The following is a 14,051-nucleotide window of genomic DNA, read 5'->3' as shown; positions in this document are numbered from 1 at the left end:
GTGTGCCCATTGCCAAAACGTGTCGATAGGTCAGGCTCCGTGTTCAGGTCAGGACGCTGGTCACGCTTCCGGGTGGATACCCTGTGCGGCGTGAGTCCGTATATTAGCCGGCGCTCCTGTCGGTCGCCGGTCGCGCTACGGCGCTCAGCCCGGATGGAACTTGTACAGCGCGCATGCCAGAAAACCCGCTGCCAGCGCGAGATGGATGGCAATCCCCTGCCGGCCTTGCAGGATCGACGCGGGCCGTCTTGCGCGGATCGCCCAGGCGAGCAAGCCGGAATGCGCCAGCAGCAGTCCGACCGGCCACAGCGCCAGGTAAAGCAGCACCCCGAGAGGGTCGGGGCCATAGCCGTCGCCGTGGCGCGGCGGTTCGTAGACGGCGGCAGTGATTGTCCAAGCCGCGAGCGTCAGCAGGCTCACGATAAAACTTATCCGGTAGTACAGAAACAAGGGATCCCCTTTGTTTTTGTGGAGGCGTCATCGCTCCGGTCATGGCGCTCCTCATGCAAGCGTTCTCGACTCAATTCCCCAACAGCCGCACCGTCTGCGGGTTGTAGCCGGCATAGGCGCCGGCGCCGCAGGCGACGACCGTTCGCGCTTGCGGCGGCACACCCGTGGCGCGCACGGCCAGCTCGCCGCCACGCAGCCGGAATTCCCGGAACCGCTCCGCGGCCACCGAGCCATCCGGCAGGAAATACAGCCGCACCCGTGGCAGCCCCTTGTCGGGATCCGCCTGGCTCGCGGCGCTGAAAGTGGGCACCACCGCCCTCGCCTCGTGCCAGCGCGAGGGATCTTCCAGCGTCTGCCAGCGCACGCGCAGCGGCTGTTCCAGGTCCAGCATGGCCGGGCTCCCGCCCCGTCCCGGGTCGCAGGGTTCGCCGGCCTGGCTGCGCGCCGCCTGGCCGCCCAGGTCCAGCGTCTGGCCATTGATTTCCAGGCGGGCGATTGCCTGCGTCGTGTAGTTGTCGAGGCTGAAGATCGCCAGCCCGGGAGGGCGCGCGGCTGTCATGGCGTCCTCGGTGGTGCCGGCAAAGCGCTGGATGGTCGGCGCGACCTCGACGTGGTCGGCGTAATGGAAGTACTGATAGATCAGCAGCGCCGCCTCGCCGTAGGCGAATGCCGGCAGCAACTTGTCCAGATCGGGCGCGGGCAGGCGCCGCAGCGGCAGGGAATCGCCGGCATTGCCATCCTGCGAGGAATACGCATAGCGCTCGATGTCTGGCTTCAGGTGCGCGCCGGCGTAGGGAAACGTGCCAGCCGCCACCAGGTTCGCACCGGGATAGCGGCGAAAGCGCGAGAACCGGTCGTTTTGCGCCGAAGCGGGTTCCATATATGGCGAGCCGCCGCCATCGTTGGAAGATGCGGCGCGATAGTCCAGCCAGAGCGTGCGGCCGCTGAAGTTGACGTGATTTTCAGTGATGGCCGGGTTGGCATCGCGGAAACGGTCGGCGCCCGCCCGGCGCAGGGTGTCGTCCACCGGCACGATCAGCAGCGCCAGCAGCGAGGGCAGGAACAGCAGCGCGTGGACCCGGCCGGGCACCTTGCCGCGATCGCGCACCAGGTACACAACCCAGGTCAGCGCCAATACGATCGCCAGCGGCCCGCCGTACAAAACCCCGTACGACAGCAGCGCCGCCATGCCCCAGCCCAGGTTGTCGCTGAAGACGGCGAGCAGGCCAAGCGAGGCCAGCAGCGTCGCCAGCGCGAACGACGCGATGATGCCAAACAGATAGTTTGTGGTCTTCACTCGATCAGGCCTCGTCGGACTGCCCTGGCATGGGCGGCGGGGTCTTGTGGATGCGGCATGGGGATCCGGCCCCGGCAACGATAACAGAGGCCCGGATCTTGCCAGGACGATGCCCTCGAAGGCGTGCCGCGGTTGGCCAGGTCAGGCTGGGTCGGCGCGTCCGTCGGGCCAGGGATCGGCCCATGCCGGCAGGCGCGCCAGGCCATCGAGCCATTGCACGATGTTCGGGAACGGCGCCATCGGCATGGTGGATGTTCGCCAGTACGCCGCCATCGACGCGAGTTGGAAGTCGGCGATCGTCAGCCGGCCGCACGCGACGTGATCGCGCCGCTGCAGATGCGTGTCCAGCACCGCCGCGTACCGGTTGAAATCCTTGCCCTTGCCCGCCAGCTGGCTCTCGTCCGGCGGCCCGATGCCGAAGGTGGGTTTGACGATGTGCTCGAAGTAGTACGGCGACACCGCCTGTGCCCAGTGGCAATCGTTCCAGGACAGCCAGCGCAGCACCTCGATCTGTTCCCGCGCATCGGTTGGCCACATGTCCGAGCCGGCCTTGACGCACAGGTAGGCCATGATCGCCGATGATTCCCACAGCCGGTAATCGCCGTCCACCAGGGCCGGCGCCTTCATGTTGGGATTGATGGCGGCGTAGTCGGGCCGCCGCAGCGCGCCCGCCATCAGGTCCATTTCGATGAGTTCGGCCTCGATGCCCAGGTGCTTGACCAGGGCCAGGACGCGCCGTGGCGCCTGCGCCTGGATCCAATAGATCTGCATGGGTTGCTCCTCCGGGGTGTCGATAGGGTCACGACTTGCGCAACACCATACTCACGCGGCCGGCCTGGCGTCAAAGGACGTTGCATTGGGAAACGGCCAGCAGCGACGGGCGCCGCTTGCCGCGGCGCGCGGGCGCGCGGAGAATGCGTGGGCGGGTCCCCTTCTTCCCCTTGCCCCGGGGAGCTCCTTCGAACATGGCAGACACCCTACTCGTTTTCGCCGTGGTGGCGTTCATCGGCATCGCGACGCCCGGCCCGACGGTGCTGCTGGCGCTCAACAACGGCGCCAGGCTGGGCCTGCGCGCGTCCCTGCCCGGCATGGCGGGCGCGGTGCTGTCGGATGTCGTCCTGATCGGCGCGGTGGCGCTGGGGCTGGGGGCGTTGCTGGCCGCTTCCGAATTCTGGTTCTCGGTCGTCAAATGGATTGGCGTGGCGTACCTGGCCTACCTGGGCCTGCGCCTGTGCCGCTCGTCCGGCGCCCTGACGTTGCCGGACGAAGCCGCCGCGCGCACGCAGTCCGGCCGGGCGGTGTTCCTGCGCAGCTTCCTGGTCGCGCTGACGAACCCGAAGGGATACCTGTTTTTCTCGGCCTTCCTGCCGCAGTTCATCTCCACGCAGGCGCCACAGTTTCCCCAGTATGCGGCGCTGGCGGCGGTGTTCGCCGCCATCGACCTGCTGGTCATGTTCGCCTATGCCTGCGCCGGCGCCAGGGCCATCCGCCTGTTCAAGCGGCGCGGCGCCCGCTGGCTGGACCGGGCGTGTGGGGGCGCGCTCCTGGCGCTGGCCGGCTCGCTGGCGTTCTATCGGCGCGGCGCGTGACTCATTCGCCGCGCCCGTAGCATCCCAGGAACATCGCCACCGCCGAATCCACCACCCGCTCGCGCTCGGCCGCGCCCAGCGGCGGCTGCCCCAGCGTGACCTGCGGCCAGAAGGCGAAGCTTTTGATCAGCCCCTGCAATTGCTGACCGGCGAATTCCGCGTCGCCGGCGGTCAGGCGGCCATCAGCGATGGCGGCGCGGATCCAGGCGGTTTCGCTGCCCTCCTTCGCGCCCATGCGGCACACGATGGCCTGCGCCCGTTCCGGTGTGTGGATGATCTCGGCCATGGCCACGCGCGCCAGGTCGATGAAGTTCGGATCGCCCAGCAGTTCCAGTTTCCGCAGCAGCAATTGGCGCAGTTGCGCCGCCAGGGGCTGGTCGGCACGGTAGACAACCGTGGCGTTGGCGATGCTGCGGCTCCACAGCTGTTCCAGCATCAGCCCGAACAGTTCTTCCTTGCTGGGGAAATGGTTGTAGACCGTGCGTTTGGACACGCCGGCGGCGGCGGCGATGCGATCCATGCTGGTGGCTTCGTAGCCCGCCGTGCGGAATTCCTCCACGGCGGCGCGGAGGATGGCTTCGCGCTTTTTGTCGGTGAGGCGCTGCGGTGCTTCTGCCATGAGGATTTCCTGATTGGAGCGATAGCAAAAATTCTACACTCGACGGTGTACTTTCAAGAAAAACGAAATTACACTGCTCAGTATACTTTTGGCCTCCGCGGCCATTCCCCCTCCCTTCTGCCGCCAGGAATCTCGCCGTGACCGCTTCGATGCCCGCCTCCCCCGCTTTGCCGGTTGCTCCCGGCGCTCGCCCGACGCATCATGGCGACGGCCGTTTCCGCAATGCCCGTCCCCGCCCGTCCCTGGGGTTCTGGCAGGGGCTCAAGTTGACCTGGGCCTTCCTGTTCGGCAAGCCGGCCGGCACCGTGCCCGGCCAGCCGATCCCGGTGCGGCCGCTGAGCCGCGCCGAACTGGGCGCCGCGCCCGACCGCAGCCTGTTCCGGCTGGGGCACTCAACCATCCTGATGAAATTGCGCGGCCGCTACTGGCTGACCGATCCGGTGTTCTCCGAGCGCGCCTCGCCGGTGCAATGGGCCGGACCGGCGCGCTTTCATGCGCCGCCCATCGCCATCGACGATCTGCCGCCGATCGCCGGCGTGATCCTGTCGCACAACCACTATGACCATCTCGACCGCGCCGCCGTGACCCGCCTGGCGGCGCGCACCGGCCGCTTCATCGCGCCGCTGGGCGTGGGCGACCAGTTGATCGCGTGGGGCATCGATCCGGCCAAGGTGGAACAGCTGGACTGGTGGCAGTCCACCGAGGTCGAAGGCCTGCGCCTGACCGCCACCCCGGCGCAGCATTTCTCCGGTCGCGGCCTGGCCGACAGCGATCGCACCCTGTGGGCCTCGTGGGTCATCGACGATGCCGGCATGCGCGTATTCTTCAGCGGCGACAGCGGCTATTTCGACGGGTTCAAGGCCATCGGCGACGCCTTCGGGCCGTTCGACCTGACGCTGATGGAAACCGGCGCCTACGATAAGCGCTGGGCCTTCGTGCACATGCAGCCCGAGGAAACCTTGCAGGCCCACCTGGATCTGGGCGGCCGCTGGCTGCTGCCGATCCACAACGGCACCTTCGACCTCGCCATGCATGCCTGGCAGGAGCCGTTCGAGCGCATCGCCGCGCTGGCGGCCGAACGCGGGGTCCCATTGGCCACGCCCGAAATGGGCGAGCGGCTGGACCTGGACACCCCGCATCCGGGATCGCCCTGGTGGCGGGCGGTTGCCGCGCGCCAGCCGGCGTCCGGCGCGTGCCGCCTGGCGCCTTGCCGGGCCCGGTGAAGCGGCAGGACGGCCCCCCAGGGCCGTCCGGGTATCGGTGGGAACGCCCGAGGGCCTCGCAACCGCAATCTGTTTACAATCGCAACGCAATGCGTATTGCGCCCAAGCCAATGCCCGCGACCCGGGTATTGCGGCTTGATCAGCCAGCTTCGGCTAGGCTGTGGCCTGCGCGCATGACCTGACCGCGCACCCATCGACAGATGGGTCGCTCCGGCCGCCTGCCGGACCGGTCGGGTTCCCATTCCATGATGTTCCCGCAACCGCCCCGTCCCGCCCTGGCGCCCTGGATGGCCGGGAAGCCGTTTGCGTATTTTTCGTCCGGAGGTGCCTGCGCCCCTTTTCCCGTAGTGCCTACAACGACAACAACATAATCCTTTGAACCGTAAGGTCTAATACCCATGAGAAAGTTTCTCAAAATCGTGGGCAGCCTGGTGGTGACGGTGGTGGTCGCGGCCGCCCTGTTCCTGTACTGGCCCCTGCACCAACGTTCGGTCCCGGCAGCCGACAACGACAAGCCCCTGGACGCCGTGCTCGTCGGCGGCGGCATCATGAGCGTGACGCTCGCCACCTACCTGCAGGAATTGCAGCCGGACTGGCGCGTCGAACTGTTCGAACGGCTGGACGGCGTGGCGCTGGAAAGCTCCAACGGCTGGAACAATGCGGGCACCGGCCACTCGGGTTTCGCCGAGCTGAACTACACCCCCGAGATGCCCGACGGTTCCGTCGATATCAAGCGGGCCATCAACATCGCCGAGCAGTTCGAGATCTCGCGCCAGTTCTGGGCCCATCAGGTCAAGGTCGGCCGCCTGGGCCAGCCGTCGGACTTCATCAACCCGACCGGCCACATGAGCTTCGTCTGGGGCGATGACCGCATCGAATACCTGCGCAAGCGCCGCGATGCCCTGGTCAAGAGCCCGCTGTTCTATGGCATGGAGTATTCCACCGACCCGGCGCGGATCCGCCAGTGGGCGCCGCTGCTGATGGAAGGCCGCGACGCCAGCCAGAAGGTCGCCGCCACCTACATGCCGCTGGGCACCGACGTGAACTTCGGCGTCATCACCAACCAGCTGACCCAGGGCCTGCAACGCAATCCCAACTTCACGCTGCAACTGCGGCATGAGGTCACTGCGCTGCGCCAGAACGGCGACAAGACCTGGAACGTCACGGTCAAGGACCTGAAGACCAACCAGGAGCGCACCGTGAAGTCGCGCTTCGTTTTCATCGGCGCGGGCGGCGCCTCGCTCAAGGTGCTGCAGCTGTCCGGCATTCCCGAATCGAAGAACTACGCCGGCTTCCCGGTGGGCGGCCAGTTCCTGGCCTTCGACGCGCCGGCCATCGCCGGCCGCCACGAGGTCAAGGCCTACGGCATGGCCGATACCGATTCGCCGCCGATGTCGGTGCCGCACCTGGACGCGCGCAAGCTGGACGGCAAGCCGGTGGTGCTGTTCGGCCCGTTCGCGCTGGCCACGACCAAGTTCCTCAAGCAGGGCTCGGCCTTCGACCTGTTCTCGTCGGTCAACCACAACAACGTCGCCAGCATGGTGGACGTGGGGCTGGAGAACCTGGACCTGGTCAAGTACCTGGTGGACCAGGCGCAACTGACCGACGCCGACCGCCACGCCCAGCTGCTCAAGTACTTCCCGCAGGCCAAGCCCGAAGACTGGCGCCTGGTGACGGCCGGTGAACGCGTGCAGGTCATCAAGCGCGATCCGGAGAAAGGCGCGATCCTGCAGTTCGGCACCGAAGTGGTGACCGACAAGGACAACACCATTGCCGCGCTGCTGGGCGCCTCGCCGGGCGCCTCGACCTCGCCGCCCATCATGCTGAACCTGCTGGCCAAGGCCTTCCCGCAGCAGATGGAGGCGGGTTGGAAGGCGCGGCTGAAGGAGATCATTCCGTCGTACGGCCAGAAGCTCAACGACAGTCCGGCGCTGACCAATCAGATCCGCGCCATGACGAGCCAGGTGCTGCACCTGCCGTACGTGGAGGTGCCGGTGCCGGAAGCCGCGCCCGCCGCGCCGGCCGTGGCGCCGGTGGCGCCCGCCGCCCGGGAGCCGGGCGCGCCGGCGCCAGGCCGCAATGCCAACACGGAAATGCAGGCGCTGTAAGGCCCGCCCCGCCCTCCCTCGCCGGAGGGCTTTTTTTTGCTCGCGAGGCGGCTCGCGGGCACCCGCGCAAACGGCCTCGCGGCCGCGTTTTTCCGCTACGCCGTCGCGGCGGATCGCCGGCGTCATTGTGCTAAGGTGCCCCATCGGCAACCCGATAATGACAAGCACAATGCGCCATCTCCTGATCTGCCCGCGCACGCCCTGCGCGGTCGTCCTGTTGTCGCTGTCCCTGGCCGCCATGGCCGGTCCGTCGCAGGCCCGCACGATCTATAACGACAAGGGCTTGCGGGTCGAGGAAACCGACATCGGCTTCCAGGACTACCTGGAAGGCAGGCGGCGCAACGCCAGCCAATACACCCTGGCCTACCAGCGCCAGCCGCTCTGCGGCAAGGGCGTCAAGCTGGGCGAGCGTTTCCTGCCGGCGGGCGACCCGCGCCGCGCGCGCGACTATTTCTGCGGTCCGGCCAAGGCCATCAACGCCCACGGGGTGCTGGCCTTCGTCACCCGCACCTCCGGCCACGGCAACCTGCTGTACCTGGATGTCGGCGGCGGCGATCTGCGCATCACCGACATCCCGGTGCAGAAGGAAGGCGACGGCGACAGCATCGGCGGCCAGGTGTTCCTGGACGCTGGCGAGCCGGGATGGACGCGCTACGAAAACGGCTGGTACGAGACCACGCTGATCCGCCACGAACCATTCCAGGCCGTGAGGCTGGGACGCGGCCGCCTGCTGGATATCGACAATGGCGTGGCCTTCCTGCTGGTGCCGCGCGACCAGGAGGTGCAGACCGTCAAGCCGGCCAGCCTGGGCCAGACCGCCAACGGCACGCCGGTGGTGATCCCGGCCGAGCTGCGCCAGCGGCCGACGCCATTGCGCTTTCGCGCGGTTGAACTGGAGACCGGCCGCGAGCTGGCCAGCGTGGCCGCGCGCGATGCCTGCCTGGATGCGCCGAGCATGGACTTCTGGGGCACCGGCGGCGCGTCGTCGGCGCAGGTGCCGTATGCCGAACTGGCCGTGTGGCGCTCGCGCAATCTGGTCTATGCGGCGGGCGCCAGGCCGTCCCTGCGCCTGGCGGCGGCCAACGAGCTGCGCCCGGCGGCCAACTGCCGGACCGACTGGCAGCCGGCGCGCTAAGGCGCGCTGGCGCGTCCCGCGCTCTCCGGTGCACACGCGCCCGGTCCCGCCGAACCGCCGCCGTGGCAGTCCGGGCCATTCCTGTCCCGGGGTTCTGCGTGCATCGTCGGTCATTATTAGGGTTTCCACTCATAAATACGCTGAATTTCGCGGATAAGAATTCAGAATTTTTCTTATGCCGGGGGCGCGCGTATAACGGTTGGCGCAGCAATCTGAACCAACCTGCAAGAGAGAAAATCATGAGGGGAAATACCAAGACGGGCCACCAGCCGGTGCGCGCGTCCACCGCCGCATTCATCGGCACGATGATCGAGTGGTACGACTTTTATATCTACGCCACCGCCGCCGCGCTGGTGTTCGGCAAACTGTTCTTTCCGTCCGCCACGGGCTTCTACGGCACGCTGGCCGCCTTCGGCACTTTTGCCGTGGGCTTTTTCGCGCGGCCGCTGGGCGGCGCCCTGTTCGGCCACATCGGCGACCGCATCGGCCGCAAGAAATCGCTGGTCATCACACTATTGATGATGGGCACCGTGACGGTGCTGATCGGCCTGCTGCCGACCTATGCCTCGATCGGCTTCTGGGCGCCGGTGCTGCTGGTGCTGCTGCGCATCGTCCAGGGCGTGGCGGTGGGCGGCGAATGGGGCGGCGCCGTGCTGATGGCGGGCGAACACTCGCCCGACAAGAGCAAGCGCACTTTCTTCGCCTCGTTCGCGCAGCTTGGCAGCCCGGCCGGCCTGATCCTGTCGATGCTGATGTTCAAGCTGGTGACCGGGCTGGACGATGCCGCCTTCCTCAGCTGGGGCTGGCGCGTGCCGTTCCTGTTCTCGGCGGTGCTGCTGGTGGTGGGCTTCGTGATCCGCCTGAGCGTCAACGAGTCGCCCGACTTCCTGGAGGAAAAACAGGCCCAGGCCAAGCGCGCCAAGCCGGCCCGGGCGCCGCTGGCGCAGGTGCTGACCGGCGCGCCGCGCCTGCTGGCGCTGGCCGTGGGCGCCAATGTGCTGGGCATCGCCGGGTTCTACTTCACCAGCACCTTCATGATCGCCTACACCACCCAGTACGTCGGCCTGAACCGCGCGGTGATCCTGGACTGCCTGCTGGTGGTGTCGATCATGCAGTTCTTCATCACGCCGCTGGCGGCCTATATCGCCAGCCGCGTCGGCAACCTGCGCTTCCTGGCGACGATGGCGCTGGTGTCGGTCTTCACGCCCTACGCCATGTTCAACCTGGTGGACCTGGGTTCGCTGGGCGCGATCACCCTGGGCATCGGCGTGGCGGTGCTGTTCATGGGGGCCTACTATGCGGTGATCGCCGGCTTCGTCAGCGACAGCTTTCCCACGGCGATCCGCTACACCGGGATTTCCATGGCCTACCAGCTGTCGGGCGCCATCTTCGGCGGCCTGACGCCGATGCTGGGCACCGTGCTGGCCGAGAACTTCAAGGGCCAGTGGTGGCCGCTGGCCGTGCTGTTCTCGGTGATTTCGCTGCTTTCGCTGGTATCCGTGCTATTGCTGGGCGCCTGCCGCCAGCGCCATGTCCAACTGCAACCCGAGGCTCAACAAGCATGAAGGCGTACTTCCACGACGATCAGAAACTGCATCATCCGCAGACCTATTTCTCGCGCGGCAAGATGCGCACGCCGCAGGAAGTGCCGTCGCGCCTGGACGCGCTGGCGCAGGCGGCGCGCAACCTGGGTTTTGACGTGCAGGCGCCGCCCGACCACGGCAACGCCCCGCTCGAAGCGGTGCATACGCCGGCCTACCTGCGCTTCTTGCGCGAAGCGCACACCGAATGGAAGAAGCTGCCCGACGACTGGGGCGACGAGGTGGTTTCCAACGTCTTCGTGCGCGAACCCAACGCGCTGCGCGGTGTGCTGGCGCAGGCCGCGCGCTACCTGGCCGACGGCAGCTGCCCGGTGGGGCCGAACACCTGGCAATCGGCCTATTGGTCGGCGCAGTGCGCCATTGCCGGCGCCGACCGCATCGCCGCCGGCGACCGCCACGCCTACGCCCTGTGCCGCCCGCCCGGCCACCATGCGCGCCGCGACGCGGCCGGCGGCTTCTGTTACCTGAACAACGCCGCCATTGCCGCCCAGCGCCTGCGCGACACCTATGGGCGCGTCGCCATCCTGGACACCGATATGCATCATGGCCAGGGTATCCAGGACATCTTCTACGAACGCAGCGACGTGCTGTACGTGTCGATCCACGGCGACCCGGAGAATTTCTATCCGGTGGTCGCGGGTTTCGAGGACGAGCGCGGCGCGGGCGAAGGCGAAGGCTACAACCTCAACCTGCCGATGCCGCACGGCTCGCCCGAGTCGGTGTTCTTCGACCGCCTGCGCCAGGCGCGCGCCGCGATCGAGCAATTCCAGCCCGATGCGCTGGTGCTGTCGCTGGGCTTCGACATCTTCGAGAAGGACCCGCAGGCCATGGTGGCGGTCACGGAAGACGGCTTCGAGCGGCTCGGCCGCGAGGTCGCCGGCCTGAAGCTACCGACCTTGATCGTGCAGGAAGGCGGCTACTATATCGAGGGCCTGGAGTCGAACGCCGCGCGCTTCTTCGCGGGGCTGGCCGGAACCTGAACATGGGACCGGCGTGGCGGACGGAAACCGGCCCTGTCCTTTTGCCGGAATCCGCCACGCCGCCATGTGCCCTGCCCCTGCCCGCCCCGCCCACACCCTGTCGCTCGCGCCCGAGCGCATGGACTGGAACCTGCTGCGCACCTTCATGTTCGTGGTGCAGGCGCGCGGCGTGGGCCGCGCGGCGCAGGCGCTGCACCTGAGCCAGCCGGCCGTCAGCCAGGCCTTGAAGCGGCTGGAGGACGCGGTCGGGGGCATGCTGCTGCACCGGCGCAATGGCGAATTCCGCCTGACGGGGCTGGGCGAGGAGATCTACGCCATCGCCCGCGACATGTACGGCGCCATGGCGCGCATCGAGACCGCCGCCCCGCAGGACCGGCATGAGGTCGCCGGCACCTTGCGGCTGCTGGTCATGAGCCGCATCCAGAGCGCGGCCTACGACGATTTCCTGGCCGATTTCCACCAGCGCCATCCGCGCATCGAGTTCCACATCGAGGTGCTGCCCAGCGCCGACATCCTCGACGCCCTGTCCAAGCGCGTGCCGGCGCTGGGCCTGTGCCTGTGCCGCAAGCCGGTCGAGGCGCTGGAGCGCCGGCTGTTCCTGCGCCACCATTACGCGGTGGTCTGCGGCCGGCGCCATCCGCTGTTTTCACGGCCGAGGGTGGGCATCGAAGACCTGATGGACCAGAACTTCGTCTGTTTCGCCAGCGACCAGATCGGCGACACGCTGTCGCCGCTGACCATCTTCCGCGACCAGCAGGGCTTCACCGGCCGCATCGTCGGCACCTCGCCGCATATCGAGGAGGTGCGGCGCATGGTGGTGGCCGGCATCGGCCTGAGCTTTCTGCCCGAGCACCTGATCGTGCCGGACGTGGTCAACGGCGAATTGCGGCGCCTGCCGCCCAACGAGAGCGTGGCCGAGATCGACGTGTTCCTGACCTGGCACCGTCAGCGCAAGCTGAGCGCGGCCGAGACGGCCTACCTGGAGGCGTTCGAGCGCTTCCTGGCGCGCACGCCGCTGGCGGCCCGCGCCCGCTGAGCGGGCGTTGACGCGGGCCGGGCGCTGCGCGACCTGTGCGGTGTCGCCGTGCGCGCGCGGCGCTCCCCATAGGCGGCGCAGGCGGTTATGGCGATAATGACCCCTTGCGCTTTGCCACCCGTCACCACCGCTCAAGAGGACGCCATGTCTCGTTGGACCTTCTACACCGCGCCGGGCACCTGTGCCCTGGCCACCCACATCGCCTTGCAGGAAGCCGGCGCCGAATTCGACGTCGTCAAGCTGGATTTCGGCGCGGGGCAGCAGCAAAGCCCGGAATTCCTGCGCGTCAATCCCAAGGGGCGGGTGCCGGCGCTGGCCACCGAGCATGGCGTGCTGACCGAAACGCCGGCCCTGCTTGCCTACGTGGCGCAGCGCTTCCCGGCGGCGGGGCTGGCGCCGCTGGACGACCCGTTTGCGTTCGCCCGCCTGCAGGAGCTGAACAGCTACCTGGCGTCCACCGCCCATGTGGCGCACGCGCACAAGCGGCGCGGCGCGCGCTGGGCCGACGACCCGGCGGCGCACGAAGCCATGCGCGCCAAGGTGCCGGAAACCATGACGGCCGTGGCCGCGTACCTGGAATCGCAGATCGCCGGTCCCTGGGCGCTGGGCGACCGCTTCAGCGTGGCCGACGCCTATCTCTACACCATCGGCAGCTGGCTGGAGGGCGACGGCGTGGACTTGGCGCGCTTTCCGGCGCTGACCGCCTACCTGGCGCGGGTCGCGGCGCGGCCGGCGGTGCAGCGCGCCCTGGCGCAGGCCAAGGCGGAATAAGGCGCGCCCGAATAAGGCGCGCCCGAACAAGTCGGGTTCGAACAAGCCGGGTTCGAACAAGCCGCTTCTGAACCAGGGCGTTTGAACAAAGCGCGTCCCGACAAGACTCGCGGCGCGCGGGCCGGCTCAGCGCTGGGCCGGCGCCGCGGCCGCCGACAGGCTGCGCGGCGTGGTCGTGCCGTAGTCCTCGTCCGCATAGATGCAGGCCGGCAGCGGTGAAACCGCCCGGCCGCCCCGCTCCCACAAGGCCTCGATCCAGTCGGCCGCGGTGTCGGCGATGACGTCCTGCACGCAGAAGCCGGGATCGCGCCCGAACATCGGCACCGGCGGCGTCAGGCCGGTTTCGCCGTGCACCACGTCAAACAGGTTGCGGTGGCCTTCGATGGCCTTGTTCAGCACGTACAGGTCCGGCCCATCCAGGCCGATGACCACGGAGAACGTGCCCTCGCCGTCCTGGTCGGGGAAGATGCCGAACTGGATCTCGCGCGCCTTTTCCGGCAGGCGCGGGAACACGCCGGCCAGCACGCGCAGCGCGGCGTCGGTGTGGGCGTCGAGTTCACGCCGCAGGGCGGTTTGGTAGTCGTGTTGGTTCATGCCGGGAGCTTAGCGGATCGCGGTGATTTCTGTTGTTTCTGTCTTGACAGAAATAACAGAAATACCTACATTGGCCTCATGAAACTGACTCCGATCGCCGAACGCTTCATCCTTCATTGGGGCGAAATGGGCTCGCGCTGGGGCGTGAACCGCACCGTGGCGCAGATCCATGCCCTGCTCTACCTGCTGGGCCGGCCCGTGCCCGCCGAGGAAATCGCCGAGACGCTGGGCGTGGCGCGCTCGAACGTCAGCAACAGCCTCAAGGAACTGCAGGCCTGGCGCCTGGCCAAGGTGGTGCACGTCATGGACGACCGCCGCGACCATTTCGAAACCTCCACCGACATCTGGGAATTGTTCAAGCTGATCGTCGAGGGCCGGCGCCAGCGCGAGATCGATCCCACCCTGTCGATGCTGCGCGACACCCTGGCCAGTCCCGAGATGGCCGACGAAACCCCGCTCACCGCGCAGCGCGTGCGCGAGACGCTGTCGTTCCTGGAAATCCTCACCACCTGGTCCGATGAAATGCTGCGCATGAAACCCGAGACGCTGATGAAGACGCTCGGCATGGGCGCCAAGATCAGCAAGACAATGCGCCGCACCAAGGCGTGATGGCGTGGGCGGGCCGCGTGTCCCGCCCTTTTTTTGGTC

14 protein-coding genes are annotated in these 14,051 nt (G+C 67.8%); 9 read left to right on the top strand and 5 right to left on the bottom strand.

Annotated features, from left to right (window positions below; all coding sequences use genetic code 11):
- Positions 1–144: 144 nt before the first annotated feature.
- The 3 genes from AruCF_RS14395 to AruCF_RS14385 form a co-directional block, all read right to left on the bottom strand.
- On the bottom strand, positions 145–450 hold the full coding sequence (locus AruCF_RS14395; RefSeq protein ID WP_049073719.1) for a membrane protein: 306 nt from the start codon (positions 448–450) through the stop codon (positions 145–147).
- A 70-nt stretch (positions 451–520) separates the two neighbouring features.
- Positions 521–1,747: a hypothetical protein gene (locus tag AruCF_RS14390; RefSeq protein ID WP_049073717.1), complete on the bottom strand. Its 1,227-nt coding sequence runs from the start codon at positions 1,745–1,747 to the stop codon at positions 521–523.
- 141 nt (positions 1,748–1,888) lie between these two features.
- Positions 1,889–2,518: a glutathione S-transferase family protein gene (locus AruCF_RS14385; RefSeq protein WP_049073715.1), complete on the bottom strand. Its 630-nt coding sequence runs from the start codon at positions 2,516–2,518 to the stop codon at positions 1,889–1,891.
- A gap of 194 nt (positions 2,519–2,712) precedes the next feature.
- Here AruCF_RS14385 and AruCF_RS14380 point away from each other — a divergent pair, with 194 nt between their 5' ends.
- Positions 2,713–3,336, top strand: a complete 624-nt coding sequence (locus AruCF_RS14380; RefSeq protein WP_049073714.1) for a LysE family translocator — start codon at positions 2,713–2,715, stop codon at positions 3,334–3,336.
- Position 3,337: 1 nt separating this feature from the next.
- Here the strand turns inward: AruCF_RS14380 and AruCF_RS14375 are convergent, their stop codons facing one another.
- On the bottom strand, positions 3,338–3,955 hold the full coding sequence (locus AruCF_RS14375) for a TetR/AcrR family transcriptional regulator (RefSeq protein ID WP_049073713.1): 618 nt from the start codon (positions 3,953–3,955) through the stop codon (positions 3,338–3,340).
- A gap of 149 nt (positions 3,956–4,104) precedes the next feature.
- Here AruCF_RS14375 and AruCF_RS14370 point away from each other — a divergent pair, with 149 nt between their 5' ends.
- The 7 genes from AruCF_RS14370 to AruCF_RS14340 all read left to right on the top strand — a co-directional run bounded on the left by AruCF_RS14370 (position 4,105) and on the right by AruCF_RS14340 (position 12,809).
- Positions 4,105–5,178, top strand: coding sequence for an MBL fold metallo-hydrolase (locus AruCF_RS14370; protein ID WP_049073711.1), 1,074 nt, complete (start codon positions 4,105–4,107; stop codon positions 5,176–5,178).
- Positions 5,179–5,576: 398 nt separating this feature from the next.
- Positions 5,577–7,286, top strand: a complete 1,710-nt coding sequence (gene mqo, locus AruCF_RS14365) for a malate dehydrogenase (quinone) (protein WP_049073710.1) — start codon at positions 5,577–5,579, stop codon at positions 7,284–7,286.
- A 169-nt stretch (positions 7,287–7,455) separates the two neighbouring features.
- On the top strand, positions 7,456–8,421 hold the full coding sequence (locus tag AruCF_RS14360) for a hypothetical protein (RefSeq protein ID WP_049073707.1): 966 nt from the start codon (positions 7,456–7,458) through the stop codon (positions 8,419–8,421).
- Positions 8,422–8,660: 239 nt separating this feature from the next.
- Positions 8,661–9,986 (top strand): MFS transporter, encoded by a 1,326-nt coding sequence (locus tag AruCF_RS14355; protein WP_049073705.1) that lies wholly within the window; start codon positions 8,661–8,663, stop codon positions 9,984–9,986.
- The gene (locus AruCF_RS14350; RefSeq protein WP_049073703.1) at positions 9,983–11,002 is read left to right on the top strand and encodes a histone deacetylase family protein; all 1,020 of its coding nucleotides are present in this window, start codon (positions 9,983–9,985) and stop codon (positions 11,000–11,002) included. The genes AruCF_RS14355 and AruCF_RS14350 overlap by 4 nt, the downstream gene beginning before the upstream one ends.
- 64 nt (positions 11,003–11,066) lie before the next feature.
- Positions 11,067–12,038, top strand: coding sequence for a LysR family transcriptional regulator (locus AruCF_RS14345; protein WP_049073701.1), 972 nt, complete (start codon positions 11,067–11,069; stop codon positions 12,036–12,038).
- 144 nt (positions 12,039–12,182) lie between these two features.
- Positions 12,183–12,809, top strand: coding sequence for a glutathione S-transferase family protein (locus AruCF_RS14340; protein ID WP_049073700.1), 627 nt, complete (start codon positions 12,183–12,185; stop codon positions 12,807–12,809).
- Between the two features lie 126 nt (positions 12,810–12,935).
- On the opposite strand, the gene AruCF_RS14335 is transcribed toward AruCF_RS14340, so the two are convergent.
- A complete protein-coding gene (locus tag AruCF_RS14335) occupies positions 12,936–13,403 on the bottom strand; it encodes a DUF6389 family protein (RefSeq protein ID WP_049073698.1) in 468 nt (155 codons plus the stop codon).
- Positions 13,404–13,481: 78 nt separating this feature from the next.
- Between AruCF_RS14335 and AruCF_RS14330 the strand changes: the two genes are divergently transcribed.
- Positions 13,482–14,012, top strand: a complete 531-nt coding sequence (locus AruCF_RS14330; protein ID WP_049073696.1) for a GbsR/MarR family transcriptional regulator — start codon at positions 13,482–13,484, stop codon at positions 14,010–14,012.
- Positions 14,013–14,051 lie beyond the last annotated feature (39 nt).

Origin of the sequence: Achromobacter ruhlandii, assembly GCF_002082135.1 — a bacterium.
Taxonomy (GTDB): domain Bacteria; phylum Pseudomonadota; class Gammaproteobacteria; order Burkholderiales; family Burkholderiaceae_B; genus Achromobacter; species Achromobacter ruhlandii.
The sequence above is the reverse complement of the archived record's forward strand: the minus strand, read 5'-3'. Positions and strand labels throughout refer to the sequence as shown.

Bases quoted from the DNA above. Each gene is read 5' to 3' on its own strand.
- AruCF_RS14345 (WP_049073701.1), top strand. From the start codon at position 11,067: ATGTGCCCTGCCCCTGCCCGCCCCGCCCACACCCTGTCGCTCGCGCCC.
- AruCF_RS14380 (WP_049073714.1), top strand. From the start codon at position 2,713: ATGGCAGACACCCTACTCGTTTTCGCCGTGGTGGCGTTCATCGGCATC.
- AruCF_RS14385 (WP_049073715.1), bottom strand. From the start codon at position 2,518: ATGCAGATCTATTGGATCCAGGCGCAGGCGCCACGGCGCGTCCTGGCC.
- AruCF_RS14375 (WP_049073713.1), bottom strand. From the start codon at position 3,955: ATGGCAGAAGCACCGCAGCGCCTCACCGACAAAAAGCGCGAAGCCATC.
- AruCF_RS14360 (WP_049073707.1), top strand. From the start codon at position 7,456: ATGCGCCATCTCCTGATCTGCCCGCGCACGCCCTGCGCGGTCGTCCTG.
- AruCF_RS14370 (WP_049073711.1), top strand. From the start codon at position 4,105: ATGCCCGCCTCCCCCGCTTTGCCGGTTGCTCCCGGCGCTCGCCCGACG.
- AruCF_RS14355 (WP_049073705.1), top strand. From the start codon at position 8,661: ATGAGGGGAAATACCAAGACGGGCCACCAGCCGGTGCGCGCGTCCACC.
- AruCF_RS14335 (WP_049073698.1), bottom strand. From the start codon at position 13,403: ATGAACCAACACGACTACCAAACCGCCCTGCGGCGTGAACTCGACGCC.
- mqo (WP_049073710.1), top strand. From the start codon at position 5,577: ATGAGAAAGTTTCTCAAAATCGTGGGCAGCCTGGTGGTGACGGTGGTG.
- AruCF_RS14350 (WP_049073703.1), top strand. From the start codon at position 9,983: ATGAAGGCGTACTTCCACGACGATCAGAAACTGCATCATCCGCAGACC.
- AruCF_RS14330 (WP_049073696.1), top strand. From the start codon at position 13,482: ATGAAACTGACTCCGATCGCCGAACGCTTCATCCTTCATTGGGGCGAA.
- AruCF_RS14340 (WP_049073700.1), top strand. From the start codon at position 12,183: ATGTCTCGTTGGACCTTCTACACCGCGCCGGGCACCTGTGCCCTGGCC.